This is a genomic window from Mesorhizobium sp. KR2-14 (genome assembly GCF_040049255.1).
Taxonomy (GTDB): Bacteria; Pseudomonadota; Alphaproteobacteria; order Rhizobiales; family Rhizobiaceae; genus Pseudaminobacter.
Genome location: NZ_JBDZDR010000001.1, coordinates 81,639 through 107,390, shown reverse-complemented (window position 1 = coordinate 107,390; position 25,752 = coordinate 81,639). Strand labels below are relative to the sequence as shown.

Annotated in this window: 20 protein-coding genes; 11 read left to right on the top strand and 9 right to left on the bottom strand. The window is 64.0% G+C overall.

Going from position 1 to position 25,752, the window contains the following annotated elements; all coding sequences use genetic code 11:
• Positions 1 to 211: 211 nt before the first annotated feature.
• Positions 212 to 2,050, bottom strand: a complete 1,839-nt coding sequence (gene phaC, locus ABLE86_RS00465; protein ID WP_348776955.1) for a class I poly(R)-hydroxyalkanoic acid synthase — start codon at positions 2,048 to 2,050, stop codon at positions 212 to 214.
• A gap of 178 nt (positions 2,051 to 2,228) precedes the next feature.
• On the opposite strand from phaC, the gene ABLE86_RS00460 reads away from it, so the two are divergent.
• The 5 genes from ABLE86_RS00460 (at position 2,229) to recJ (ending at position 8,322) form a co-directional block, all read left to right on the top strand.
• Positions 2,229 to 2,534 (top strand): hypothetical protein, encoded by a 306-nt coding sequence (locus ABLE86_RS00460; RefSeq protein ID WP_348776954.1) that lies wholly within the window; start codon positions 2,229 to 2,231, stop codon positions 2,532 to 2,534.
• A gap of 69 nt (positions 2,535 to 2,603) precedes the next feature.
• The gene (locus tag ABLE86_RS00455) at positions 2,604 to 3,821 is read left to right on the top strand and encodes an LL-diaminopimelate aminotransferase (RefSeq protein WP_348776953.1); all 1,218 of its coding nucleotides are present in this window, start codon (positions 2,604 to 2,606) and stop codon (positions 3,819 to 3,821) included.
• Positions 3,822 to 3,868: 47 nt separating this feature from the next.
• Positions 3,869 to 5,182, top strand: coding sequence for a homoserine dehydrogenase (locus tag ABLE86_RS00450; RefSeq protein ID WP_348776952.1), 1,314 nt, complete (start codon positions 3,869 to 3,871; stop codon positions 5,180 to 5,182).
• Positions 5,183 to 5,456: 274 nt separating this feature from the next.
• Positions 5,457 to 6,437 carry a class II fructose-bisphosphatase gene (glpX, locus tag ABLE86_RS00445; protein WP_348776951.1) on the top strand — a complete coding sequence of 327 codons (981 nt, stop codon included), beginning with the start codon at positions 5,457 to 5,459 and terminating at the stop codon, positions 6,435 to 6,437.
• A 97-nt stretch (positions 6,438 to 6,534) separates the two neighbouring features.
• Positions 6,535 to 8,322, top strand: coding sequence for a single-stranded-DNA-specific exonuclease RecJ (gene recJ, locus ABLE86_RS00440; RefSeq protein WP_348776950.1), 1,788 nt, complete (start codon positions 6,535 to 6,537; stop codon positions 8,320 to 8,322).
• Here the strand turns inward: recJ and ABLE86_RS00435 are convergent, their stop codons facing one another.
• The 3 genes from ABLE86_RS00435 to folE form a co-directional block, all read right to left on the bottom strand.
• Positions 8,323 to 9,294 (bottom strand): patatin-like phospholipase family protein, encoded by a 972-nt coding sequence (locus ABLE86_RS00435; protein ID WP_348777704.1) that lies wholly within the window; start codon positions 9,292 to 9,294, stop codon positions 8,323 to 8,325.
• A 90-nt stretch (positions 9,295 to 9,384) separates the two neighbouring features.
• A complete protein-coding gene (gene hisI, locus ABLE86_RS00430; RefSeq protein ID WP_348776949.1) occupies positions 9,385 to 9,843 on the bottom strand; it encodes a phosphoribosyl-AMP cyclohydrolase in 459 nt (152 codons plus the stop codon).
• A gap of 43 nt (positions 9,844 to 9,886) precedes the next feature.
• On the bottom strand, positions 9,887 to 10,522 hold the full coding sequence (gene folE / locus ABLE86_RS00425) for a GTP cyclohydrolase I FolE (protein WP_348776948.1): 636 nt from the start codon (positions 10,520 to 10,522) through the stop codon (positions 9,887 to 9,889).
• A gap of 229 nt (positions 10,523 to 10,751) precedes the next feature.
• Here folE and ABLE86_RS00420 point away from each other — a divergent pair, with 229 nt between their 5' ends.
• Positions 10,752 to 11,198: an iron-sulfur cluster assembly scaffold protein gene (locus tag ABLE86_RS00420; RefSeq protein ID WP_348776947.1), complete on the top strand. Its 447-nt coding sequence runs from the start codon at positions 10,752 to 10,754 to the stop codon at positions 11,196 to 11,198.
• A 58-nt stretch (positions 11,199 to 11,256) separates the two neighbouring features.
• Here ABLE86_RS00420 and ABLE86_RS00415 read toward each other — a convergent pair whose 3' ends face one another.
• Positions 11,257 to 12,288 (bottom strand): LLM class flavin-dependent oxidoreductase, encoded by a 1,032-nt coding sequence (locus tag ABLE86_RS00415; protein ID WP_348776946.1) that lies wholly within the window; start codon positions 12,286 to 12,288, stop codon positions 11,257 to 11,259.
• Between the two features lie 360 nt (positions 12,289 to 12,648).
• Between ABLE86_RS00415 and yidD the strand changes: the two genes are divergently transcribed.
• Together yidD and thrS are read left to right on the top strand one after the other, a co-directional pair.
• Positions 12,649 to 12,987 carry a membrane protein insertion efficiency factor YidD gene (yidD, locus tag ABLE86_RS00410; protein WP_348776945.1) on the top strand — a complete coding sequence of 113 codons (339 nt, stop codon included), beginning with the start codon at positions 12,649 to 12,651 and terminating at the stop codon, positions 12,985 to 12,987.
• A 116-nt stretch (positions 12,988 to 13,103) separates the two neighbouring features.
• Positions 13,104 to 15,080, top strand: coding sequence for a threonine--tRNA ligase (thrS, locus tag ABLE86_RS00405; RefSeq protein WP_348776944.1), 1,977 nt, complete (start codon positions 13,104 to 13,106; stop codon positions 15,078 to 15,080).
• Positions 15,081 to 15,175: 95 nt separating this feature from the next.
• On the opposite strand, the gene ABLE86_RS00400 is transcribed toward thrS, so the two are convergent.
• Positions 15,176 to 16,372 (bottom strand): hypothetical protein, encoded by a 1,197-nt coding sequence (locus tag ABLE86_RS00400; protein WP_348776943.1) that lies wholly within the window; start codon positions 16,370 to 16,372, stop codon positions 15,176 to 15,178.
• Between the two features lie 221 nt (positions 16,373 to 16,593).
• Here ABLE86_RS00400 and parC point away from each other — a divergent pair, with 221 nt between their 5' ends.
• Entirely contained in the window at positions 16,594 to 18,873 is a 2,280-nt protein-coding gene (gene parC / locus ABLE86_RS00395; RefSeq protein ID WP_348776942.1) for a DNA topoisomerase IV subunit A, read from the top strand.
• Between the two features lie 5 nt (positions 18,874 to 18,878).
• On the opposite strand, the gene ABLE86_RS00390 is transcribed toward parC, so the two are convergent.
• From ABLE86_RS00390 to ABLE86_RS00380, 3 genes are all read right to left on the bottom strand, one after another.
• Positions 18,879 to 19,214 carry a helix-turn-helix domain-containing protein gene (locus ABLE86_RS00390; protein ID WP_348777703.1) on the bottom strand — a complete coding sequence of 112 codons (336 nt, stop codon included), beginning with the start codon at positions 19,212 to 19,214 and terminating at the stop codon, positions 18,879 to 18,881.
• Positions 19,215 to 19,529: 315 nt separating this feature from the next.
• Positions 19,530 to 20,447, bottom strand: a complete 918-nt coding sequence (locus ABLE86_RS00385; protein ID WP_348776941.1) for a pseudouridine-5'-phosphate glycosidase — start codon at positions 20,445 to 20,447, stop codon at positions 19,530 to 19,532.
• Entirely contained in the window at positions 20,444 to 21,409 is a 966-nt protein-coding gene (locus ABLE86_RS00380; protein ID WP_348776940.1) for a carbohydrate kinase family protein, read from the bottom strand. The genes ABLE86_RS00385 and ABLE86_RS00380 overlap by 4 nt, the downstream gene beginning before the upstream one ends.
• 294 nt (positions 21,410 to 21,703) lie before the next feature.
• Between ABLE86_RS00380 and recA the strand changes: the two genes are divergently transcribed.
• Entirely contained in the window at positions 21,704 to 22,786 is a 1,083-nt protein-coding gene (gene recA / locus ABLE86_RS00375) for a recombinase RecA (RefSeq protein WP_348776939.1), read from the top strand.
• 218 nt (positions 22,787 to 23,004) lie between these two features.
• Positions 23,005 to 25,668, top strand: a complete 2,664-nt coding sequence (alaS, locus tag ABLE86_RS00370; RefSeq protein WP_348776938.1) for an alanine--tRNA ligase — start codon at positions 23,005 to 23,007, stop codon at positions 25,666 to 25,668.
• Positions 25,669 to 25,752: the final 84 nt, after the last annotated feature.

The following is a 25,752-nucleotide window of genomic DNA, read 5'->3' as shown; positions in this document are numbered from 1 at the left end:
CTTCTTGTCTTTATTTTCGCGTGGTGGATGGGCACGGCGTTCAAAAATGCAGTCGAACTATGTCGTCTCAGCAATCGGGCTCAGAGCCCGCCGATTCTGCAGCACCCCGGCCGGAGTCGAGCTAGGGTTGAAATAAGGCAAGAACGTGTTTGCCACGCCATCATTTCGCCTGCTTTTCTGGAAAGGTCAATTCACCACGCATTACAATGTGTTACACGCGCACCCTTACATAGGTGCCCGGCGCATCGCCAAGGGTGGGTGTGTGCGCGCCCGGGTGGCGCGCCGCAACCTTGCGGTTGTCTCGTTCCGCGATCCAGCTTTGCCAGTGCGGCCACCAGGAACCCGTGTTTTCCTGCGCGTTGGCAACCCATTCATCGAAGTCGCCCGCCGGTTTCCCGTTGGTCCAGTATTGATACTTGTTTTGCGCCGGCGGGTTCACGACGCCGGCGATGTGGCCTGACCCTGCCATCACATATTCCACCGGCCCGCCGAAATATCGGCAGCCCAGAAACACCGATCGGGCCGGTGCAATGTGGTCTTCGCGGGCGGCGAGATTGTAGACGGGGATGGTCACGTCCCCCAGCGAGACGGTGCGGCCAGCCAGTTCCATGCGGCCGTGGGAGAGGTTGTTCTCAAGATAGCAGTTGCGCAGGTAGAACGAGTGGTTGGCCGCGCTCATGCGCGTCGAGTCCGCGTTCCAGTAGAGCAGGTCGAAGGGCAGGGGCTCCTTGCCGCGCATGTAGTTGTTGACCACGTAAGGCCAGATCAGGTCGCTCGAGCGCAGCATGTTGAAGGCGGTGGCCATCTTGTTGCCTTCCAGGTAGCCCTTGCCGCGCATCGAGCGTTCGAGCGCCGCGATCTGATCCTCGTCGACAAAGACCTTGAGGTCGCCGGCATGGGTGAAGTCCACCTGCGTGGTGAAGAAGGTGGCCGTCTTGATCCGCTCGTCGCCTTCCTGTGCCAGCAGCGCCAGCGCCGCGGCCAGCAGCGTGCCGCCGACGCAGTAGCCGATCGCGTTGACCTCGCGCTCGCCCGTGGCAGCCTCGACCGTATCGAGGCCATATTGCAGCCCCTCGCGGATATAGGCTTCCCAGCCCTTCATGCCGTGCCGCTCGTCCGGATTGATCCAGGAGATCACGAACACCGTGTGGCCCTGTTCGACAGCCCAGCGGATGAAGGATTTCTGCGGGTTGAGGTCGAGGATGTAGAACTTGTTGATCCAGGGCGGGCAGATCAGCAGCGGGCGCTTCAGCACCGTTTCGGTCGAAGGATCATATTGGATGATCTCGGCCACGTCGCTGCGCCCGACCACCTTGCCCGGCGTCATCGCCAGGTTGCGGCCGATCTCGAACTGCGAATGGTCGGACTGCCGCAGCTTCAGGTCGCCGCCGCCGGCCTGGATGTCCTCGGCCAGCATCTTCATGCCGCGCACCAGGTTCTCGCCATTGCTGGCCACGGTTTCGCGGAACAGCTCGGGGTTGGTGAGGATGAAGTTGGACGGAGACAGCGCGTTGGAGATCTGCCTGACGTAGAAGCTGGCCTTGTGGCGCGTATGCTCGTCTAGCCCCTCTGCGTGCTCGACCAGATCGTTCGCCCAGCGAGCGGTCACCAGATAGGCCTGCTTCAGAAAGTCGAAGAAGGCGTTGCGGCCCCATTCGGGGTCCTGGAAGCGTTTGTCGCCCTTCTCGGGAGCGATGCTCTCGCCGCCGCTTGGCTGTTCGCCGCCGCTCATGCGCAGGATCGCGCTCGACCAGACGTTCATGTATCCGGAAAACAACCTGGTCTGCGCTTCCAGCGCCCGCGACGGGTCGGAAAGCCAGTACTCGGTGAGCTTGGAGAACGTCTTGACCATGTCGGCCATGGGCTCGGAGACGCCGTCGCGCAGTTCGCCGCGCTCGCGCGGCTCGATCCATGCCGAGGCAGCCTTGCCGGCCTGTTCGACCATGCGCGCGAGGTTAAGTGCGAAGCGTTCCGGGTCCTTGACCAGATACTGCTCGACCGAAGAGGCCTGCTCGCTATCGGTCTTGCCCGAATCGGCGGTCTTCGACATGGTTCCCGCTTGTCCTCCCGTGTCTTTTTACTACCATATTAAGATGTGATGCCCAAACGGGTCGAACAACACCGATGCCGACGTGTAATAGAGCTGCGGGGGAATTGATATGACAGGGCAAGCTCGGCTGGGCATTTTTTCCGCTTTGCGTCCGGGGTTTTTCGGCGCGGCCGTGGGATTGGCGCTGATCGCGCTTTCCGGCTGCACTACCCCGGAGGAAGTGGCGTTCACCGCTCCGCCATCGGGCCTGTCTTCGGGGCAGGCAAGGCAGACCGGCACCTTTCCGAACCTGAACATCCCGCCGCAGGTGGCGGCCAGCCAGATCAGCGAGGGCGAGAAGGCGGAAAAGCTGTCGGAATTGCAGGCGGCGCAAGCCTCTCAGGCCGCGGCCGGGCAGGGCAACGTGCCCAAGGACGAGGCCTTGTTGAAGAAGCTCGCCACCACTCACGGCAAGAAAACGCTGCAGGAAATCGAGGGCAAATGATGGCCTCGACCAGCCTTCGCATAGGGTATATACCGCGGCACACAAACTGATCGCTGGGCTGGCACTTCAATGGAAGAATTTCATAAGGTTCGTAGACTTCCACCCTACGTCTTCGAGCAGGTCAACCGGTTGAAGGCCAGTGCCCGAGCCAGGGGCGCCGATATCGTCGATCTGGGCATGGGCAATCCCGACCTGCCCACGCCCAAGGCCATCGTCGACAAGCTTTGCGAAGTCGTGCGCGATCCGCGCACGCATCGCTATTCTTCCTCGCGCGGCATTCCCGGCCTGCGCCGCGCCCAGGCCAACTATTACGCCCGCCGCTTCGGCGTGAAGCTCGATCCCGACACCCAGGTCGTCGCCACGCTCGGTTCCAAGGAAGGCTTCGCCAACATGGCGCAGGCCATCACCGCGCCCGGCGACGTGGTGCTGTGCCCGAACCCGACCTATCCGATCCATGCCTTCGGTTTCATCATGTCGGGCGGCGTCATCCGCTCGCTGCAGGCCGAGCCCGACGATGGCTTCATCCCGGCGCTGGAGCGCGGCATGCGCCACTCCATCCCCAAGCCGCTGGCGCTGATCCTCAACTACCCGTCGAACCCGACGGCGCTGGTCGCCTCGCTCGACTTCTACAAGGACGTGGTCGCCTTCGCCCGGAAGCACGAGATCATCATCCTTTCCGACCTCGCCTATGCGGAGATCTATTTCGACGATACGCCGCCGCCTTCGGTGCTGCAGGTGCCGGGCGCGATGGACGTCACGGTCGAGTTCACCTCCATGTCGAAGACGTTTTCCATGCCGGGCTGGCGCATGGGTTTTGCCGTGGGCAACGAGCGCCTGATCGCGGCGCTGACGCGGGTGAAATCCTATCTGGACTACGGTGCCTTCACGCCGATTCAGGTGGCGGCGACGGCCGCCCTCAACGGCGACGGCTCTGACATCGCCGAGGTGCGCGAAGTCTACCACAAGCGTCGCGAGGTCATGGTGGACGCGTTCGGCCGCGCGGGATGGGATATTCCAGCCCCGGCCGCGACGATGTTTGCCTGGGCGCCCATTCCCGAGCAGTTCCGGCATCTCGGTTCGCTCGAATTCTCCAAGCTTCTGATCGAGAAAGCGGATGTGGCTGTTGCGCCGGGCATCGGCTTTGGCGAATACGGTGACGACCACGTGCGCATCGCGCTGGTCGAAAACGAACACCGCATCCGCCAGGCGGCGCGCAACATCAAGCGCTTCCTCGGCTCGGATGCCGACAAACCGGACAATGTGGTGCCACTCGCGGCGCAACGCTGAACGGATCCCACGAACACTTATCCAACAGCCAAGGGGACACTGCTGGCATGGCCGAAGCTTTGCGTATTGGAATAGCCGGGCTCGGCACTGTCGGCGCGTCCGTGGTGCGCGTTCTTAGCGACAAGGCTGCCGAGCTCACCCGCCAGTGCGGCCGCGATATCGTGGTGACGGCGGTCTCGGCCCGAAACAAGTCGCGTGACCGCGGCATCGATCTCGGCGCTGCCACCTGGTTCGACGAGCCGCTCGAACTGGCCAAGAGCCCGGACATCGACGTCTTTGTCGAACTGATGGGCGGCGAGGACGACCCCGCACTGGCCTGCGTGAAGGCGGCGCTTGAGGCGGGCAAGCATGTCGTGACTGCCAACAAGGCGCTGCTTTCGAAGCACGGCGTGGCGCTGGCGGAGATCGCCGAGAGCAAGGGCGTGCTGCTCAACTACGAGGCGGCGGTGGCGGGCGGCATTCCCATCATCAAGACCATGCGCGAGGCTATGGCGGGAAACACCGTGTCGCGCGTGCTCGGAATCCTCAACGGCACCTGCAACTATATCCTGACCCGCATGGAGGCCGAGGGCCTGTCCTTCGAGGCCTGCCTGAAGGACGCGCAGCGCCTGGGCTACGCGGAAGCTGACCCGACTTTCGACATCGAGGGCCACGACACCGCCCACAAGCTGTCCATCCTGACCAGCCTTGCGTTTGGCTGCAAGATCGCGGCCGACAGCATCTATATGGAAGGCATCAGCAACATCAGCCAGGCTGACATTCGCGCCGCGGCCGAACTCGGCTACCGCATCAAGCTGCTTGGTGTCGCCCAGCAGACCGAGAGCGGCATCGAACAGCGCGTGCACCCCACCATGGTGCCGACCTCATCGGTCATCGCGCAGGTGCATGGGGTGACCAATGCGGTGGCCGTCGAGACCGACATTCTGGGCGAGCTGCTTCTGTCCGGCCCCGGAGCCGGCGGCAACGCCACCGCCTCGGCCGTCGTGGGCGACATTGCCGACATCGCCAAGAGCCGGCCGGGCTTCCAGCACGGCCCGGTCTTCGGCCGTCCGGCCAGGGAACTGAAGCCCTACAAGAAGGCGCAGATGCGCAGCCATGCAGGCGGCTATTTCATCCGCCTCACCGTGCATGACCGCGTCGGCGTTTTTGCCGGCGTCGCCAAGCGCATGGCCGACAACGACATTTCGCTGGAATCGATCGTCCAGCACGGTTCGAGCGCCGAGGGCGACAACAGCAAGACCGTCATCCTCGTCACCCATGAGACGACCGAGGCGGCGGTGCGCAAGGCAGTGGAAGGCATCACCAAAGACGGTCACCTGGTCGACAAGCCGCAGGTTATCCGCATCGAGCGCGCTGACTGACGCCCGCCGCCGCGAGGCGGCTCTCGCGTGAATCCGAAGCGGCGTGGACCGATGGGTCCGCGCCGCTTTTTACGTTTGGAGTATGCCCCTACGCCGGCTTCTACTCTCTTCGGCCAGGGGCCGCCCTCGCTGCCCACACCTTAATCGATTGAGGTTTCGCCAGGTCGCAACAAGTGCATCTGGCAGGTCTTGCCGTTGTCATGACACTTTGACACAAGGGTTCGGTAAGCGCCGATGACGGCGTAACCATCAGAATTCACGGGAATACTCAGCTATGGCGAAAAGAGACGCAGCCGGCCTCGACCGGATCCTCACCATGGAACTCGTGCGCGTGACCGAGCGCGCTGCCGTGGCAGCCGCAAGGCTGCGCGGGCGCGGCGACGAGAAGGCGGCCGACCAGGTTGCGGTCGACGCCATGCGCGCCGAGCTGAACCGCCTCGCCATCAAGGGCACCGTCGTCATCGGCGAAGGCGAGCGCGACGAGGCGCCGATGCTCTATATCGGCGAAGAGGTTGGTCTGGGCGACGGGCCCGAGGTCGATATCGCGCTCGACCCGCTGGAAGGCACAACCATCTGCGCCAAGAACCTGCCCAACGCGCTGGCCGTCATCGCCATCGCCGAGAAGGGCAGCCTGCTGTTTGCGCCTGACGTCTACATGGACAAGATCGCGGTCGGCCCCGGCTATGCCGACGGCGTCATCGACATCGACGCCTCGCCGGAAGACAATATCCACAGTCTCGCCAAGGCCAAGGGCGTGCCGGTGACCGAAGTTACCGCCTGTATCCTCGACCGCCCGCGCCATGCCAAGCTGATCGACGCCGTGCGCGGCACGGGCGCTGCCATCCGCCTCATCGGCGACGGCGACGTTGCCGGCGTCATCCACACCACCAACCCGGAAGAGACCGGCATCGACATCTACATGGGCACCGGCGGTGCGCCCGAAGGCGTGCTGGCTGCTGCTGCGCTGCGCTGCACCGGCGGCCAGATACAGGGGCGCCTGCTGCTCGATACGCCGGAAAAGGTCGCGCGTGCGGCCAAGATGGGCATCTCCGACCCCAACAAGGTCTACCGCACCGAGGAGATGGCGCGCGGCGACGTGCTGTTTGCTGCCACCGGCGTCACCGACGGCAACATGCTTGCCGGCGTGAAGTTCGGCCGCAACTTCATCACCACCGACACGATCGTGCTGCGCTCGTCCTCGCTCACGGTGCGCTCGATCAAGGCCCGCCACCAGGATCTGGAGAAGTTCCAGTAATTCCCGGCGGACTTTCCACGGCTTCGATGCCGCAGCCTGTTTGGCTTTGCCGCGCGATCCCTTATCCTGCACTCAAGGATTGGGGATTTGGGGGCGCATGACGACCGAAAAGCGTTTCTTTCTGGGCGTCAGGCGCTCGGCCACCGGGCTTGCCTGGGAGCACAGGCTCAACGAGCGCCAGGAGATGACGGCGCTCGCCATTGCCCAGGGGCATGGCGTGCCCGACATCGTGGCGCGCGTGCTGGCCGGCCGCGGCGTTGCCGCGGACGACACGCAGCGCTTTCTCGACCCGACCATCCGCGACCTCCTGCCGAACCCGGCAACCTTCACCGACATGGAGAAGGCGGCCGAGCGCATCGCCGCGGCGATAGTGCGTCGCGAGCGCGTGGCGATCTTTGGCGATTACGATGTCGACGGCGCGGCGTCCTCCGCGCTGCTGAAGCGCTTTCTGGCGCACTACGGCGTCGAGGCCGAGATCTACATTCCCGACCGCATCTTCGAAGGCTATGGGCCGAACCCGGACGCCATGCGCGAACTGGTCTCGCGCGGGGCGCGTCTGATCGTCACCGTCGACTGCGGCACCAACAGCGCAGCCGCAATCGAAGCGGCGCGCGAGGCCGGCGCCGATGTCGTCGTGCTCGATCACCATCAGGTCGGCGGACCGCTGCCGGAGGCGGCCGTCGCCATCGTCAACCCCAACCGCGAGGACGATCTGTCGGGGCAGGGGCATCTGTGCGCAGCCGGCGTGGTGTTCTTGGCGCTGGTGCAGACGGCCAAGGTGCTGCGCAACGCGCGCCCCGACCTGCCGCACATCGATCTCCTGTCGATGCTCGACCTAGTGGCGCTCGCGACCGTCTGCGACGTGGTGCCGTTAACCGGCGTCAACCGGGCCTTCGTTGTCAAGGGCCTCGTCGCCATCCGCCAGCAGCGCAATGTTGGCCTCGGCGCTCTTGCTCGCGTCTCGCGCATAGGCGAACCGATCAACAGTTTTCACCTTGCCTTCCTCATCGGCCCGCGCATCAATGCCGGCGGCCGCATCGGCGATGCAGCACTCGGCAGCCGTTTGCTCGCTACCGACGATCCCGTGGAGGCCGGCAAGATCGCCGAGACGCTCGACCGCCTGAACCAGGAGCGGCAGGCGATGGAGCAGGAGATGCTGGCTGAAGCCCGCGCCGAGGCGGATGCGGAACTGCTGGGCGGGCAGGGGCCTGCCGTCATGGTGACCGCCAGCCCGAAATGGCACCCGGGCATCGTCGGTCTTCTGGCTTCCCGGCTGAAGGACCATGCGCGGCGCCCCGCCTTCGCCATCGCCTTCAATGCCAATGGCGTCGGCACCGGCTCAGGTCGATCCATCCCCGGCTTCGACCTCGGACGGCTGGTGCGTGAGGCGCATGAGCGCGGGCTGATCGTGAAGGGCGGCGGCCATGCCATGGCGGCCGGCATCACGGTGGAACGCGAGAAACTTGGCGCGCTGCGCGCCTTCTTCGAGGAACACGCCGCGTCCGACGTCTTCCGCCTGCAAAGCGAGGAAAGCCTGCCCATCGATGCCGCGCTTGCAGCCGACGGCGCCACCACGGGCCTGCTCGATACGCTTGAGCGCGCCGGCCCCTTCGGCTCCGGCCATGTCGCGCCGGTCTTCGTGCTGCCGCGCCACAAGCTGGTCGACGCGCGACTGGTGGGCACCTCGCACATTCGCGCGGATCTGCGCTCGGATGGCGGCGGCCGCATTCAGGCGATCGCCTTCCGCGCGGTGGATACGGCCTTGGGTGATTTCCTGTTCAAGAGCCGGGGCGGCACGGTGCATCTCGCCGGCTCGCTGTCCTCAAACTATTGGAACGGCAACAGAAGCGTGCAATTCCGCATCATAGATGCGGCGCTGGCCTGATCAGGCCAGAACCGTCTGCAGCCGCTCCAGCTCCCCGAGCTGCGCCTGCGTGGCCTCGTAGCCCAGGCGGATCGCCTCGTCTGCGCGGTGGAATTCCGCGAGGCCGATATGACCGAGCTTGGGCTGGAGCGAGAGGTCCGGCGGGTCGCCGGCAAGCCGCGCCCGGGAAATACGGTCCTGGATGATGTTGAAGGCTTCCACCATCACGCCGGTGATGCCGAGCCGGCTCTCGCGCGAATAGGCGTTGAGCTGGCGCGAGCCGCCAGCGGGCGCGTCGGCCTCGACCAGAAGTTCGCCGGCGCTGTGCTTGATCACGGCTGCGCGCCCGAACAGGTCGTAGTGCAGGTTCACCGCCACCACCAGTCGCTGCTCATAGGCCCGGCAGACCGAAACCGGCACGGGATTGACCAGCGCGCCGTCGACCAGGATGCGCTTGTTGGCCAGTACCGGCTCGAACACGCCGGGCAGGGCGTAAGACGCGCGCATGGCTGTGATCAGCGCCCCGCTCGACAGCCAGATTTCATGGCCAGTGCGGATCTCGGAGGCGACGCAGACGAAGGGCTTTGGCAGGTCCTCGAAGCGCAGGCCGGAAAGATGTTCCTGCATGCGTGCTGTCAGCTTCATGCCGCCCAGCAGCCCGCTGCCTCCGAGGCGGAAGTCGAGCAGGCCGAAGATGCGCCGCTTGGTCAGGTTGCGGGCGAACTCCTCCAGTTCGTCCAGCTTGCCGGCGAGATAGCAGCCGCCGACCAGCGCGCCGATCGAGGTGCCGGCGATCATGTCGATCTCGATGCCGGCCTCGTCCAGCGCGCGCAGCACGCCGATATGGGCCCAGCCGCGCGCTGCGCCGCCGCCAAGGGCGAGTGAAATTCCGGATTTCTTTGCGGGTTGTGGGTCGGAAAGTCCGCCCGACGAGGCGGGACCGTTTGCCTCCCTCACATCTGGCCTATTGCGCAGTGACGCCCATTCGAGCATCGCAATCTCCATCTTCCCACGCCCAAGTTAGGCGGAGGTCGTATCGAAAGAATGAATCTTCCCTTTTTCTGGCCGAGAGGCCGACGCCTATTATGTGGCGCCTTGATATGTCCTTTTCACGTCGAAAAGCGGTTCGGTGCCATCACCTGTTAGAACGACGCCGCCGTCCTTGCGTTCCACCTTTCGATAGAAGCAGGAACGTCGTCCGGTATGGCAGGTTGCATCGTGACCGGACACGTTTACGCGCAGCAACACCGCGTCCTGGTCGCAGTCGGTGCGCATCTCGACCACGTGCTGGAAATTGCCGGATGTCTCGCCCTTCTTCCAGAGCGATTTGCGCGAACGCGACCAGTAATGGGCGATGCCGGTCTCGACGGTGAGCGCCAGCGCTTCGGCGTTCATATGCGCCACCATCAAGAGCACGCCGTCGCTGGCGTCGGTCACCACCGCCGTCACGAGGCCGTTGGCGTCGAAGCGCGGCGCAAAGACTTCGCCCTCTTCGATCGCCTTCTTGTCGGTCGGAGTTTTGGGGAATTCAAGCGCGGACATCGCCGGCTCCCTGTCTCGCGAAGCCGGCGGCCAGCCGCCCGGCTTATTTGCTGCCGTGGCGCACCATGGTCATGAAGCGCAGTTGCTCTTCGGGGCTGTCCTTGAACACGCCGGTAAAGGTCGAAGTCAGCGTGGTGGAGCCCTGCTTGCGGATACCCCGCATGGCCATGCACATATGCTCGGCCTCGATCATCACCGCCACGCCGCGCGGATTGAGCACGTCCTGGATGACGTTGGCGATCTGCGCCGTCATGGCTTCCTGCGTCTGCAGGCGGTGGGCGAAGATGTCGACCACCCGCGCAATCTTGGAGAGGCCGACGACCCTGCCGTCCGGCAGGTAGCCGACATGGGCGCGGCCGATGATGGGCACCATGTGGTGCTCGCAATGCGAGTGGAACTCGATATCCCGCACCAGCACGAGATCGTCATAGCCGGCCACTTCTTCGAACGTGCGGCCGAGCTCTTCTGCCGGGCACATGTCGTAGCCGTTGAACATCTCCAGATATGCCTTGGCGACGCGCTTCGGCGTGTCGATCAGGCCCTCGCGGTCCGGGTTGTCGCCGGTCCAGCGCAGCAGCGTTCGCACGGCCGCCTCGACCTCCGCCTGGTCTGGCCTGTCGGTCGCCGGCTTTTCGAGATATTCGGATTTCGGCATCAATTTCTTGATCACGGCGTCCATGAAAGGTGTCTCCCGTAGTCCCACTCAGAGGAGGGACGAGTTGAACGGACCACAGCCTTTAACGGGATGTCGGAGAGTCCGGCCCGAAAGCGGCGTGACGGAAATCCGAGCGGGCAGGGCGCTGCCTTGCCGTTGTCGGATCATAAGCATTATATAAGGGTTAGCGGCACGAATGAAAGATGCCGAAACGGCACAGGCTGTTTCCGAAACGGCGACGGGTTGGAAAATCATGATCGATGACGTCTACAATGCGAAAATTCTTGGCTTCGCAGGTAATATTGCACGGATCGGTCGGCTTGAGCACCCCGATGCCACCGCGACCGCGCATTCAAAATTATGCGGCTCGACGGTGACAGTCGATCTCAAGATGAAGGACGGCATCGTCACCCACTTCGCCCATGATGTGAAGGCCTGCGCGCTCGGCCAGGCTTCGTCCTCGATCATGGCCGCCAATGTCGTGGGCGCGAGCGCCGACGAGCTGCGCGATGTGCGCGAAACCATGCTGAAGATGCTGAAGGAAAACGGCCCCCCGCCGCAGGGCCGATTCGCCGACCTGAAATATCTGGAGCCGGTGCGCGACTACAAGGCCCGCCATGCCTCGACCATGCTGACCTTCGACGCGGTCGTCGATTGCATCGGCCAGATCGAAAGGAAGCACGCCGAGGCGGCTGCCTGAAGGCGGTCCCGAAGTTGGAAAGACATGCGCCGGCCCATTGCGAGCCGGCGCTTTTGTTTCAGGCAATCAGGTCGCGTACCATCGGCACCACCTTGGTGCCGTAGAGCTCGATTGAGCGCATCATCTTTTCATGCGGCAGCGGCCCGGACGAGTATTTCATCTGGAAACGCGAGATGCCGAGCGCCTTGACCGTCGCGGCGATCTTGCGGGCCACCGTCTCCGGTGAACCGACATAGAGCGAACCGAGATCGGCCTCTGAATTGAATGCGGCCTGCGTGGTCGGCGGCCAGCCACGCTCGGCGCCGATGCGGTCGTGCATCTTCTTGTAGTTCGGCCACAGTTCTTCGCGCGCCTGCTCGTCGGTGTCAGCGACATAGCCCGGCGAATGCACGCCGATCGGCTGCCTTTGGCCGCCGAGTTGGTCGATAGCCCGGTAATAGAGGTCGACAAAGGGGCGGAAACGCTTCGGATCGCCGCCGATGATGGCAAGGATCATGGGCAGGTTGTAGCGCGCCGCGCGCACCACCGATTCGGGGCTGCCGCCCACGCCGATCCAGGTTTTGAGCGTGCCGGATTCCGTCGGCGGGTAGACCCGCTGGTCGTGCAGGGGCGGCCGCGTCGAGCCCTGCCAACTGACGGGGCCGCCTTTCAGCAGTCCCGCGAACAGGTCGAGCTTTTCAGTGAAAAGCGTCTCGTAGTCGTTGAGCCGGAACCCGAACAGCGGAAAGGATTCGGTGAAGGAGCCGCGACCGAGAATCACTTCGGCCCGCCCGTTCGAGAGGGCGTCGACCGTTGAAAAACGCTGGAAGACGCGGATCGGGTCGTCCGAACTCAGCACCGTGACGGCGGAGCCGAGCTTGATGCGCCCCGTGCGCGCCGCGATCGCGGCCAGCACAGTTTCCGGCGTCGACACGGCAAAATCGTCGCGGTGGTGTTCGCCCACGCCGATGAAATCGATGCCGAGCTGATCGGCCAGCACGGCCTCGTCCACGACGTTGCGGATAACCTGTGCCTGCGGCAGAAGCTGGCCGTTGGCGCCGGCGGTGACGTCACCGAAGGTATCGAGCCCGAATTCAATCTTGTCCGACATGGTGTCCCTCTGCATTGGCCGGATATTTGACCGGCAATGACGATTATCGCAATCGCCCTGAATCTCGCAGGGCAGCAGATTGCCCGAGATTGTGGCGATCGGTTCGATGAACCAGATAAGCAGCTTGGCGCACGCTTCACATTCGCCGGACCGAGCACGGACTGTTCACGCCGGGTTGACGACCTTGCGGAAACGCCTGGCCGGCAGCGACATATTCGCCAAAACATTGCGAAATAGCGCAAGGCAAGCCATCTACAGGTGCATGGGTTTCTTGTTGGGGCAAAGCGGACGATGAGCGGCGGTCGGGACGACGATCACGCCTGTGGTCATCGGCACGATGAGCAAGGCGGCCGCGGAAGCGTGCCCGTCGCCAGAGGGCGCAACTGGTCCGGTCCTTGGTCGAAGACGCCCGGGCGTCTTCTAGGGGTGTCACTGGTGCGCCTCTATCAGCTCACGCTGTCCGGGTTTGTCGGCAATTCCTGCCGGCATCTGCCTACTTGCTCGGAATATGCCTATGAGGCCATCGCCCGGCACGGCCTGTGGGCCGGCGGCTGGATGGGGCTGTTCCGCGTGATGCGCTGTGGCCCCTGGGGCACCCACGGCATCGACCGTGTTCCGGAGATATTGCAACAGCGCTATCGCTGGTACACGCCCTGGCGCTACTGGCACATTGGCAAGGCGCCGCAGGGGCATTCCTGACGCTCGGTGCTTTACGACGCGTCAAACTCACCCTAAAAGACCGCTCGCCCGCCGGATGCGAAAATCCCGGCATCACCACCCGCGCTCGTTTGCGGGACTGGATATGGAGAAGAGCTTTGCTGAATTCTGTTTCCCTTACATTTCCCGATGGTTCCGTCCGCGAATACGAAGCGGCGATGACCGGCATGGGCCTTGCCGAGTCGATTTCCAAGTCACTGGCCAAGAAGGCGGTGGCCTACGCCATCGACGGCGAACTGCGCGATCTTTCCGACCCGCTCGGCAAGTCCGGCAAAATCGAAATCGTCACCCGTGACGATCCGCGCGCGCTTGAACTGATCCGCCACGACGCAGCCCACGTGCTCGCCGAGGCTGTGCAGGAGCTTTGGCCCGGAACCCAGGTCACCATCGGCCCGGTGATCGAGAACGGTTTCTATTACGACTTTGCGCGCAACGAACCCTTCACGCCGGAAGATTTCCCCGCCATCGAGAAGAAGATGCGCGAGATCATCGCCCGCAACAAGCCCTTCACCAAGGAGGTCTGGGACCGCGAGAAGGCCAGGCAGGTGTTCCGCGACAAGGGCGAGGCCTACAAGGTCGAGCTGATCGACGCGATCCCCGAGGATCAGGACCTCAAGATCTATTCCCAGGGCGAGTGGTTCGACCTCTGCCGCGGCCCGCACATGGCCTCGACCGGCCAGATCGGCAACGCCTTCAAGCTGATGAAGGTGGCCGGCGCCTATTGGCGCGGCGACGCCAACAACCCGATGCTGACACGCATCTACGGCACCGCCTGGGCTGACCAGGCGCAGCTCGACCAGTATCTTCACATGCTGGAAGAGGCCGAGAAGCGCGATCACCGTCGCCTCGGCCGCGAGATGGACCTGTTCCATTTCCAGGAGGAGGGACCGGGCGTGGTCTTCTGGCACGCCAAGGGCTGGAAGATGTTCCAGAACCTCGTGTCCTACATGCGCCGCCGCCTCGACCAGCAGGGCTATCAGGAAGTCAACGCACCGCAAGTGCTCGACAAGAGCCTGTGGGAGACTTCCGGTCACTGGGGCTGGTATCGCGACGCCATGTTCAAGGTGACGGTCGCCGGCGACGACACCGACGACGACCGCGTCTTCGCGCTCAAGCCGATGAACTGCCCGGGTCACGTGCAGATCTTCAAGCATGGCTTGAAGTCCTACCGCGATCTGCCGATCAAGCTTGCCGAATTCGGCAACGTCCATCGCTACGAGCCATCCGGCGCGCTGCATGGGCTGATGCGCGTGCGCGGCTTCACGCAGGACGATGCGCACATCTTCTGCACCGAGGACCAACTCGCCGAAGAGTGCCTGCGCATCAACGACCTGATCCTGTCGACCTATGCCGATTTCGGCTTCGACGAGATCAGCGTGAAGCTCTCCACGCGACCGGACAAGCGCGTGGGCTCCGACGAGGCGTGGGACCACGCAGAGGAGATCATGTCGAACGTTCTGGAGACGATCCGGACACGATCGGGCAACCGCATCAAGACGTCGATCAATCCGGGCGAGGGCGCGTTCTACGGGCCGAAGTTCGAATATGTGCTGAAGGACGCCATCGGCCGCGAATGGCAGTGCGGCACCACGCAGGTCGACTTCAACCTGCCGGAACGCTTCGGCGCCTTCTACATCGGCAACGATTCGGAGAAGAAGCAGCCGGTGATGATCCACCGCGCCATCTGCGGCTCCATGGAACGTTTCCTCGGTATCCTGATCGAGAACTATGCGGGCCACTTCCCGCTGTGGTTCGCGCCGCTGCAGGTGGTGGTGGCGACGATCACCTCGGACGCCGACGAATACGCGCAATCCGTGGTGAAGCGCCTCAAGGCAGCTGGCCTGTCGGCCGAGGCCGACCTGCGCAACGAGAAGATCAACTACAAGGTCCGCGAGCATTCGCTGGCCAAGGTCCCGGTCATTCTCGTCTGCGGCAAGCGCGAGGCGGAGGAGGCGACGGTCAACGTCCGCCGGCTCGGCTCGCGCGACCAGCAGTCCATGACGCTGGACGAGGCGGTGGCCGCTCTTGCCGACGAAGCCATCACGCCGGATCGTCGCCGCGCTCTGCAGGGCTGAGGCGCCGGCCATCAACAGCGATTACTAAAAGGCGGAGCGATCATCGCTCCGCCTTTATCATTTTTTGAGGGATTTTGGGCGCGTGGCCCAGCCGCTCAGTCTTCGTTCGCCTTCACGATCACGCCAAGCGTCTTTGGCAGCTCGAGCGGCGCGGACATCGCACTGGCCGCCAGCAGCGCGAACGGCACCGGGGAGGCTGGAGCGGCCTTGATCTCGATGCTCTGCGGATCGTCCAGGAATTTATTGACCGCCGCAGTGATCTGGCCGGAAAGCTCCGGGTTGTTGAGTTGCGCCGTCATGAACGGCAGGATGGCCTTGGTCTGGTTGGCGACGTCGGACGGCTTCACGCCCTGCTGTTCGGCAAGGTAGTTCAGCACCTTGCCCACCAGCGAGTCGTCGTAATAGCGCAGGCTGGCGCCCTTAAAGGTCAGTTGCTGCATCAGCCCCAGCATGGCGAACCCCTGCGCTGTGTTGTCAGCGCCTTCGGGCAACTCGGCCATCTTCTTCTGCACGTCCTGCAACGACTTCATGAATGCGAGCGTGTAGCCGCCGATGTCGAAGCTCATTCCGAACGTGCCGGCGTTCTCGACCGTCACGTCATATTGCGAAAGCGCGAGCCGGCCATCGTCCGGATGCCACAGGCCCGCCATTTCGATGGAGCCGCTGATCTGCTGGTAGCCAAGGCTGTCGAGCACCTTGCGCGTGTCGCGGTCGTCGATGGATGTCAGGTCGGCGGAGAAGCCTTCCGCCGAACCGGTGAATTCCATCGCCTTGCCATCCTTCGGCGGCGTGATTTCCATCGACAGGTTGGAGAGCGAGAACACATCCTTGCCGTCGGCCTTCACCTCGATGCTGGCCAGTTCCGCACTCTGATACATGACCATCGAGGCAAGGGGATCGGTTGTTGCCCCCTCGGGCGGGAGAACGACGCCCGACAGAACCAGCGAACTGATATCCACCGAGCTCTTGTCGTGCGCATAATGATAGGGCTCGGTGCTGATCGTTTCGATTTTGTAGCTGCCGCCGGCCTCGCTCACGCCCTCGAGCGTCAGCGAGCCGATCGAAAAACGCTCGGCCTCGCCCGGTATGCCGACGGTGACGCCTTGGAGCACCATTTCGGAGGAAGTGCCGCTGGCGGACTTCCAGTCCAAGTCCATGCTCTGGGCGGCCAGCAGTTGCTTCAGGCGGGAGGCAACTTCCGATGCATCCTGTGCATGGGCGCCCTGCAGCGAAGCGGCAACGAAAACGGTTGAAAATGCGAGCTTGTAAAAAGCTGGACGGAACATCGTCATTTTGTGATCCTTGAGATCGGGAAATGCATGAACGTTGCTTCTCGCGTTGGGGCATGCGCGGGAAAGTGAGGCATTTCGCACAGAATGCTCAAAAAAGCGTGCAAAAGGCAATTGAAAGAAGGGCGCGGATGCTCCGCGATCGGGGTATGGTCCGACGGGCTTGCGCTTTTGCTACAATTCGCCCTCTTGTCGCGAATCAGCCGGTCGGATAACCGAATTTTATGGGAAAAGGGCTTTTGCCGCCGGGCTCCGGCGATGGCGATCATATTGAACCGGTCGATCTGAAGAAGGCGCTGGAAGAGCGCTATCTTGCCTATGCGCTATCGACCATCATGCACCGTGCGCTGCCGGACGTGCGCGACGGGCTCAAACCCGTGCACCGGCGCATCATGCATGCGATGCGGCTGCTGCGCCTCAACCCCGACCAGGGCTTTGCCAAGTGCGCCCGCATCGTCGGCGAGGTGATGGGTAAGTTCCACCCGCATGGCGACCAGTCGATCTACGACGCGCTGGTGCGCCTGGCGCAGGACTTTGCCGTGCGCTATCCGCTGGTCGACGGGCAGGGCAACTTCGGCAACATCGACGGCGATAACGCCGCCGCCATGCGCTACACCGAAGCGCGCATGACCGAAGTTTCGACAGCGCTTTTGGAGGGCATTACCGAGGATGCGGTCGACTATCGACCGACCTACAACGAGGAAGACGAGGAGCCGGTGGTGCTGCCCGGCGCCTTCCCCAACCTGCTCGCCAACGGCTCGTCGGGCATCGCGGTCGGCATGGCCACTTCCATTCCGCCGCACAACGCGGCCGAGCTTTGCACGGCTGCGCTCCACCTGATCGATCATCCCGAAGCCACCGTCGACGACCTCATCAGCAAGGAGCCGGGCGACGGCTTGGTGCAGGGGCCGGATTTCCCCACCGGCGGCATCATCATCGACAACCGCGCCTCGATCCTGGAGGCATACGAGACCGGCAGGGGCTCCTTCCGCGTCCGTGCCCGCTATTCGGTCGAGGACCAGGGCCGCGGCACCTGGCACATCGTCGTCACCGAGATACCGTATCAGGTCCAGAAATCGCGCCTGATCGAGAAGATCGCCGAGCTTCTGGTGGCCCGCAAGCTGCCGCTCCTGGAAGACATTCGCGACGAGAGCGCGGAAGACATCCGCCTCGTGCTTGTGCCCAAGAGCCGCACCGTCGATCCGGGCCTGTTGATGGAATCGCTGTTCAAGCTCACGGAGCTTGAAAGCCGCTTCCCGCTCAACATGAACGTGCTGTCGCGCGGCAAGGTGCCGAACGTACTTTCGCTGAAGACGGTTCTTCAGGAGTGGCTGGAGCACCGCAAGGAAGTGCTGGTCCGCCGCTCCAGGCATCGTCTGGCCGAGATCGAGCGCCGGCTGGAAATCCTCGCCGGCTATCTCATCGCCTATCTCAACCTCGACGAGGTGATCCGCATCATCCGCGAAGAGGACGAGCCCAAGCAGGTGATGATGGCCCGCTGGGCGCTCACCGACACCCAGGCCGAAGCGATCCTCAACATGCGGCTGCGCGCGTTGCGCAAGCTCGAGGAAATCGAGATCCGCAAGGAGCACGATGCTCTCAGCGGCGAGAAGGCCGAGATCGAGCAGTTGCTGGCTTCCGATGCCAGGCAGTGGAAGACCATCGCCTGGCAGGTCCATGAGGTGCGCCGCGATTTCGGACCCGAGGAAAACCCGGCACTCGGCAAGCGCCGCACGACCTTCGCCGATGCCCCCGACCACGATCTGAGCGAAATCCAGAACGCGATGATCGAGAAGGAGCCGGTTACTGTCGTCATCTCTGAAAAGGGCTGGCTGCGGGCCATGAAGGGTCACCTCAACGACCATTTGCTGTTCAGCTTCAAGGAGGGCGACGGCCTCAAGCTCGCCTTCCACGCACAGACCACCGACAAGATCCTGGTCTTCACCACGGGCGGCAAGTTCTACACCATCGGCGTCGACCGGCTGCCGGGCGGCCGCGGCCATGGCGAACCCATCCGCATCATCGTCGACATGGAGAACGATCAGGACATCGTCACCGCTTTCGTGCACGACCCATCGCGCAAGCTGCTGCTGGTCTCGCGCGACGGCAATGGCTTTGTCGTGCCGGAGACGGACGTCGTTGCCAACACCCGCAAGGGCAAGCAGGTGATGAACGTCAAGCTGCCCGACGAGGCCAAGCTTTGCCTGCCGGTGAAGGGCGACCACGTCGCCATCGTCGGCGACAACCGCAAGATGCTGGTGTTCGCGCTCTCCGAAATTCCGGAAATGACCCGCGGCAAGGGCGTACGCCTGCAGCGCTACAAGGATGGCGGCGTGCTCGACCTGAAGCTTTTTGCCATCGCCGAAGGTCTCACCTGGCAGGATTCGGCCGAGCGCACCTTTGTGCGCAGCCGCGAGGAACTGCTGGAGTGGATCGGCAACCGCGCCGCTGCCGGCCGTATGGTGCCCAAGGGCTTTCCGCGCACCGGCAAGTTCGGCAACTAGCTTCTTCAGGCAGGGGGCGAGCTAGCGCCTGCTCCCTTCCTCTCCTGTTCGGCCTTTAGTCTGCGCGCGATCGGGCCGTACTGCTTTGACCAAGCGATGAAGGCCTCGAACACCGGCCGCAGCCCATAGGCGGCCTCGGTGATGTCGTATTCGACGCGGGGCGGGCTTTCGTCATAGGCCGTGCGCTTGACCAGCCCGTCCGCCTCCAGTTCGCGCAACTGCACGGTCAGCATGTGCTGGGTGATGCCCGGAAGCGCTCGCCGCAACTCGCCGAAGCGATGCGTGTGCTGCGCCAGTGCCCACATGATCTCGATCTTCCACTTGCCCGTCAAAGGCCGCATGGCTTCCAGAAAGGGCGTGTAGGGGTGTTCGCCGGCTTGGTCTTCGTCGTCTTTGGCTTGCATGCTCATGTGCGGATCAAAAGATCATTCCGGTTGAAGTCGCCGGCCCCGGTAGCGCCTCAATGGCTGTTCGCCCTGGCAAAATGAAGGCCGCCGGTCGCGCTAGCCCCAGGCCTCAGGTCACGATTCTTTTAAGGAAATTACGGTTCGCTGAAGGAAGCGCGATTTCGGCAATTGTGCTGCCGCCTGTCGCCCGCGAACGCGCCGCACTTGCCGGTGGGCGAAGGGGCTTCGCCCCTCCGCCCGGGCCCCGTTCTAGAGGCCCTTGGCGATCCTGGCCGCCAAGCGCGCATTGTTTTCCACCAGCGCGATATTGGTCTTCAGGCTCGCGCCATTGGTCAGTTCGAGGAGGCGGGCCAGCAGGAACGGGGTCACCGCCTTGCCGGAGATGCCCTGCGCCTCTGCGTCGCGCTGCGCGGCATCGACGTAGCCGGCCATCGTCTCGACCGGAATCTCGTCGGCTTCAGGAACCGGATTGGCCACCAGCATGCCGCCGCCGAGGCCGAGCGCCTGGCGCGTGCGGAAGAAGCCGGAAATGTCTTCGGCAGCGTCGAGACGAAGCGGCGCTGCATAAGGCGAGACGCGCGACCAGAAGGCCGGCACCACGTCCGAGCCGAAGGCGACCACCGGAACGCCGCGTGTTTCCAGCACTTCCAGCGTCTTTTCGATGTCGAGAATGGCCTTGGCGCCGGCCGAAACGACGATGACCGGCGTGCGCGCCAGTTCGTCGAGGTCGGCGGAAATGTCAAAGCTCTTTTCCGCACCCTTGTGCACGCCGCCGATGCCGCCGGTGGCGAAGACGCGGATGCCGGCCATATGCGCCGCGATCATGGTGGCGGCAACCGTGGTGCCGCCGGTGCGCCCCTGTGCCACCGCAAAGGCCAGGTCGGCGCGAGAAAGCTTCATGGTGCCAGTGGTCTTTGCCAGCGCCTCGCGCTCCGCGTCCGAAAGGCCGATCTTCAGGCGGCCATCGATCACGGCGATGGTAGCGGGCACCGCGCCCTCGTCGCGGATGATTTTTTCGACATTGGCGGCCATCTCGCTGTTCTGCGGATAGGGCATGCCGTGGGTGATGATGGTGCTTTCCAGTGCCACCACCGGCTTGCCCGAGGCGAGCGCCTCGGCAACGGGCGCATGGATGTCGACGAAGGGGCGGGCGGTTTCTGGCGTCATGGGGTATCTCCGATATTTGCGCCTTCATGCAATTCCTCGGCCTGAGGCACAAGGGAAAGCATTGCGGCAAAATCCTCTGGCGAAAGCTCAGGCGCTGACTTGTCGCTCTCGACGGCCAGCACCGCCGCCGCAACGCCCTCGCGCAGCGCTTGGCGAAGCGGCAGGCCGCGCAGCATGGCAACCGTCGTGGCGCCGGCCAGCGCATCGCCCGCGCCGGTCACATCGACCACTTTGCGCGCTTTTGGCGGCTCGATCGAAAACAGCTCGTCGCCATCGAAGCCGATAACCGCGCTTTCGCCGGCGGTGATGACGCCGCGGCAAAGACCGCGCTCGCGCAGCGCCCCGACCGAAGTCGCAATGCCGGCTTCTCCGGTTTCGGCCAGCGCGCCGATTTCGCGGCGGTTCATGAACAGGCAGGCAAGGCTGGAAAGCAGGCCGTCCAGGCGCACGACTTTGGCCGGCGAAACCGCGATGACGAAGACAGGCTTGCCCGCAGCCAGGCCCACGAGGCTGCGCAACGCCTCAGACGGCAGGTTTGCGTCGCACAGGATGGCGTCGGTGCGGTCGAGCGCGTCGCGCATCTTGGAGCGGCGCATCTGCTTGGGGAAGGCGAGCTCATAGAGCATCATGTCGGCAAAGCCGGTGATCACGTCGCCGTCCTGGTCGAGGATGGCGGTGTAGCTCGGCGTGGTTCTGTCGAGGAACACCGCCGAAAGATCCTCTATGCCTTCCGCGGCGATTGCGCGCGCCACCATGTCGCCGGCCGCGTCCCCGCCGCGCACCGAAATCAGCGCCGCTGTTGCGCCTCGCCGGACGGCATTGCGCACCGCGTTGAAAACTCCGCCGCCCAGGTCCTCGCGCATGATTCCCGGGTTTGAAGCGCCGGGAACATAGACGCCGCTGACCTGGCCGCGCCGGTCCACGTGGGCGCCGCCAACGGCCAGAATGCTGGGAGATCTCATGCTTGTGTCCTGTCGAAACGAGCTTGCCGAAGCGCCGCGGACCTTATGGCTTCTCCCGGCCATGGGCAATCGGCCGCGACGAATCGAGGAAATGGCGACGAAACCGGGGCGGGAGTGCACTTCCCGCGCCTTGTGTCTCTTGTTCTTTCGGCCATGTACAAAAATAGAACAAAATTGGAATATCTTTCTTTGTCAGATAGTTAACCACTCTTGTCAAACGTGAACAAAAAAGGTACAAATCTTTTCTCGAAAAGGACATTCCGGCCTTCATTGACGTCCGAGGGGTAATGTATCATGGCTCAGAATTCGTTGCGGCTTGTTGAGGACAAATCGGTGGACAAAACTAAGGCTCTGGATGCAGCGCTGTCGCAAATCGAGCGCGCCTTCGGCAAGGGCTCGATCATGCGTCTGGGCGCAAATGAGAAGAGCGTCGAGATCGAAACGGTTTCGACCGGCTCGCTCGGCCTCGACATTGCGCTCGGCGTTGGCGGTCTGCCGCGCGGCCGTATCGTCGAGATTTACGGCCCGGAAAGCTCGGGTAAGACCACGATGGCGCTGCACACCGTGGCAGAGGCACAGAAGAAGGGCGGTATCTGCGCCTTCGTCGACGCCGAACACGCGCTCGACCCCGTCTATGCCCGCAAGCTGGGCGTTGACCTGGAAAACCTCCTGATCTCGCAGCCCGATACCGGCGAGCAGGCGCTGGAAATCTGCGACACGCTGGTGCGCTCCGGCGCCATCGACGTTCTGGTGGTCGACTCGGTCGCGGCACTCACCCCGCGCGCCGAAATCGAAGGCGAGATGGGCGATTCACTGCCCGGCCTGCAGGCCCGCCTGATGAGCCAGGCGCTGCGCAAGCTCACCGCGACCATCTCGCGTTCCAACACCATGGTCATCTTCATCAACCAGATCCGCATGAAGATCGGCGTCATGTTCGGTTCGCCGGAAACCACCACGGGCGGCAACGCGCTGAAGTTCTATGCATCGGTGCGTCTCGACATCCGCCGCATCGGCTCGGTGAAGGACCGTGACGAGGTCGTCGGCAACCAGACCCGCGTCAAGGTGGTGAAGAACAAGCTGGCGCCGCCCTTCAAGCAGGTCGAGTTCGACATCATGTATGGCGAGGGCGTGTCCAAGACCGGTGAACTTATCGATCTCGGCGTCAAGGCCGGCGTGGTCGAGAAGTCGGGCGCCTGGTTCTCCTACAATTCGCAGCGCCTCGGCCAGGGCCGTGAGAACGCCAAGACGTTCCTGCGTGACAACCCCGATACGGCGCGCGAGATCGAGACGGTGCTGCGCCAGAACGCCGGCCTGATTGCCGAAAAGATGCTCGACCAGGGTGGCGAAGACGGTTTCGACGAGGTCGGCGAGGCTTAAAGCCCGCCGCAGTTCGAAAGGTTTGGCAGGCCGTCGGCGTTCGCGCCGGCGGCCTGTTTCGTATAACGGGCTCGGTGTGTCCCGTCCGGGCCACCGGTGGCCGTGCCACAAGCAAACTCAGGGCTTTCGGCGTTCTGGACAGGGTAGAATGCGAAGGCTAAAAGGCCATGTTCATTTTCCGCCTCCGGCATGGGCGGATCTCTCGCAAAGGCAATGACATGAGCGGCGTAAACGAAATCCGGTCGACTTTCCTCGACTATTACCGGAAGAACGGTCACGAAGTGGTGCCATCGAGCCCGCTCGTGCCGCGCAACGACCCCACCCTCATGTTCGTCAATGCCGGCATGGTGCAGTTCAAGAACGTGTTCACGGGGCTTGAGACGCGCAACTATTCGCGCGCCGCGACCGCGCAGAAATGCGTGCGCGCCGGCGGCAAGCACAACGACCTCGACAATGTCGGCTACACCGCCCGCCACCACACCTTCTTCGAGATGCTCGGCAACTTCTCGTTCGGCGATTATTTCAAGGAACAGGCCATCGAGCTCGCCTGGAACCTGATCACGAAGGAGTTCGGCCTCGATCGCGAGCGCCTGCTGGTCACCGTCTACCACACCGACGACGAAGCTGCCGGCTTCTGGAAGAAGATCGCGGGCCTGCCCGAGCAGAAGATCATCCGCATCCCGACCAGCGACAATTTCTGGGCGATGGGTGATACCGGCCCCTGCGGCCCGTGCTCGGAAATCTTCTACGACCACGGCGAAGGCATTGCCGGTGGCCCTCCCGGCAGCCCGGATGAAGACGGCGACCGCTTCATCGAGATCTGGAACCTCGTCTTCATGCAGTTCGAGCAGGTGACGAAGGAAGAGCGCATCGCGCTGCCACGTCCGTCGATCGATACCGGCATGGGGCTGGAGCGCATCGCAGCCGTGCTTCAGGGCAAGCACGACAACTACGACATCGACCTGTTCCAGGCGCTGATCCGTGCCTCGGAAGAGGCGACCGGTGTCAGGGCCGAGGGCAAGAACCGCGCCAGCCACCGCGTAATTGCCGACCATTTGCGCGCGGCGAGCTTCCTGATTGCCGATGGCGTTCTGCCGTCCAACGAAGGGCGCGGCTATGTTCTGCGCCGCATCATGCGCCGCGCCATGCGCCATGCCCAGCTTCTCGGCGCCAGCGAGCCGCTGATGTGGCGTCTGGTGCCGGCGCTGGTGCGCGAAATGGGCCAGGCCTATCCCGAACTGTTGCGCGGCCAGCCGCTGATCACCGAGACGCTGAAGCTTGAGGAAACCCGCTTCCGCAAGACGCTCGCGCGCGGCCTCAATCTCCTTTCCGATGCGACCGAAACGCTGGGCACCGGCGACCGCCTCGACGGCGAGACTGCCTTCAAGCTCTACGACACTTACGGCTTCCCGCTCGACCTCACGCAGGATGCGCTGCGCCAGCGCGGCATTTCCGTCGACACCGACGGCTTCAATGCTGCCATGGAGCGCCAGAAGGCCGAAGCGCGCGCCAACTGGGCGGGTTCCGGCGAAGCCGCAACAGAGGCGGTCTGGTTCGCCGTCAAGGACAAGGTCGGCGCCACCGAGTTCCTCGGCTACGAAACCGAGCAGGCCGAGGGCGTGGTCGCCGCGCTGGTGAAAAGCGGCGAGGAGGTCAGTTCCGTCCAGGCCGGCGAGATGGTCGATATCGTCGTCAACCAGACGCCGTTCTACGGCGAATCCGGCGGCCAGGTGGGCGACACCGGCACCATGTCGGGCGAAGGTTTTGCGGTCGAGATCACCGACACGCAGAAAAAGGGTGACGGCCTGTTCGTGCACAGCGGCAAGGTGGTCCAGGGCAGCGTCCGGGTCGGCGCGGCCGTGGAGATGAAGGTCGACCACGAGCGCCGCACGCGGCTGCGCTCCAATCACTCTGCCACCCACCTGATCCACGAGGCGCTGCGTGAGGTGCTGGGCACCCATGTCGCCCAGAAGGGTTCGCTGGTGGCGCCGGAGCGCCTGCGCTTCGACTTCTCGCATCCGAAGCCGATTTCGGCCGAGGAACTGGAGCGCATCGAGACCATGGCCAACGAGGTCGTGGTGCAGAACAGCCCGATCACCACGCGCCTCATGAGCGTCGACGATGCCATTGCCGAGGGCGCCATGGCGCTGTTCGGCGAAAAATACGGCGACGAGGTACGCGTCGTGACGATGGGCACGGGCCTGGATGGCGACAAGGCCGGCAAGCCCTATTCGGTCGAGCTTTGCGGTGGCACCCATGTCAACGCCACTGGTGACATCGGCCTTGTGCGGCTCGTCTCGGAAGGCGCGGTGGCTGCGGGCGTGCGACGCATCGAGGCGCTGACCGGCGAGGCGGCCCGCCGTCATCTCGACGAGCAGGACCGCCGCCTCAAGGCAATTGCGGCGGCGCTCAAGGTGTCGCCCGCCGATGCGCAGGCCCGCGTCGAGGCGCTGGTCGAGGAACGCCGCAAGCTCGAGCGCGAACTCACCGAGGCGCGCAAGAAGCTGGCGCTGGGCGGCGGCGCGGCGGGCAGCGGTGCCGCGGCAGCGGACGAGACTGTTGCCGGCGTCGGCTTCATGGGCCGCGTCGTTTCGGGTGTTTCGCCCAAGGACCTCAAGCCGCTTGCGGACGAGGGCAAGAAGTCGCTCGGCTCCGGTGTCGTGGTGTTCGTCGGCGCGGCCGATGACGGCAAGGCGAGCGTGGTTGTCGGCGTCACCGACGATCTCACCCAGCGCTTCAGCGCGGTCGACCTCGTGCGTGTCGCCTCTGCTGCGCTCGGCGGCCAGGGCGGTGGCGGCCGGCCGGACATGGCGCAGGCCGGCGGCCCCGATGCTGCCCGCGCCCAGGAAGCCATCGATGCCGTGAAGGCCGCGCTCCAGTAAGCGCGGTCAGTCCTTGCGCACCACCGGACCGATCCTGTCGATGCGATCGGTCCATACTGCTCCATCGAAGTAAGTGGTGGGGCA

What these genes read in the sequence shown, in the direction of transcription:
- phaC (WP_348776955.1), bottom strand. Translation starts at nt 2,050, where the DNA reads ATGTCGAAGACCGCCGATTCGGGCAAGACCGATAGCGAGCAGGCCTCT.
- ABLE86_RS00455 (WP_348776953.1), top strand. Translation starts at nt 2,604, where the DNA reads ATGGAAGAATTTCATAAGGTTCGTAGACTTCCACCCTACGTCTTCGAG.
- ABLE86_RS00450 (WP_348776952.1), top strand. Translation starts at nt 3,869, where the DNA reads ATGGCCGAAGCTTTGCGTATTGGAATAGCCGGGCTCGGCACTGTCGGC.
- glpX (WP_348776951.1), top strand. Translation starts at nt 5,457, where the DNA reads ATGGCGAAAAGAGACGCAGCCGGCCTCGACCGGATCCTCACCATGGAA.
- recJ (WP_348776950.1), top strand. Translation starts at nt 6,535, where the DNA reads ATGACGACCGAAAAGCGTTTCTTTCTGGGCGTCAGGCGCTCGGCCACC.
- ABLE86_RS00435 (WP_348777704.1), bottom strand. Translation starts at nt 9,294, where the DNA reads ATGCTCGAATGGGCGTCACTGCGCAATAGGCCAGATGTGAGGGAGGCA.
- hisI (WP_348776949.1), bottom strand. Translation starts at nt 9,843, where the DNA reads ATGTCCGCGCTTGAATTCCCCAAAACTCCGACCGACAAGAAGGCGATC.
- folE (WP_348776948.1), bottom strand. Translation starts at nt 10,522, where the DNA reads ATGGACGCCGTGATCAAGAAATTGATGCCGAAATCCGAATATCTCGAA.
- ABLE86_RS00420 (WP_348776947.1), top strand. Translation starts at nt 10,752, where the DNA reads ATGATCGATGACGTCTACAATGCGAAAATTCTTGGCTTCGCAGGTAAT.
- ABLE86_RS00415 (WP_348776946.1), bottom strand. Translation starts at nt 12,288, where the DNA reads ATGTCGGACAAGATTGAATTCGGGCTCGATACCTTCGGTGACGTCACC.
- ABLE86_RS00400 (WP_348776943.1), bottom strand. Translation starts at nt 16,372, where the DNA reads ATGACGATGTTCCGTCCAGCTTTTTACAAGCTCGCATTTTCAACCGTT.
- parC (WP_348776942.1), top strand. Translation starts at nt 16,594, where the DNA reads ATGGGAAAAGGGCTTTTGCCGCCGGGCTCCGGCGATGGCGATCATATT.
- ABLE86_RS00390 (WP_348777703.1), bottom strand. Translation starts at nt 19,214, where the DNA reads ATGCGGCCTTTGACGGGCAAGTGGAAGATCGAGATCATGTGGGCACTG.
- ABLE86_RS00385 (WP_348776941.1), bottom strand. Translation starts at nt 20,447, where the DNA reads ATGACGCCAGAAACCGCCCGCCCCTTCGTCGACATCCATGCGCCCGTT.
- ABLE86_RS00380 (WP_348776940.1), bottom strand. Translation starts at nt 21,409, where the DNA reads ATGAGATCTCCCAGCATTCTGGCCGTTGGCGGCGCCCACGTGGACCGG.
- recA (WP_348776939.1), top strand. Translation starts at nt 21,704, where the DNA reads ATGGCTCAGAATTCGTTGCGGCTTGTTGAGGACAAATCGGTGGACAAA.
- alaS (WP_348776938.1), top strand. Translation starts at nt 23,005, where the DNA reads ATGAGCGGCGTAAACGAAATCCGGTCGACTTTCCTCGACTATTACCGG.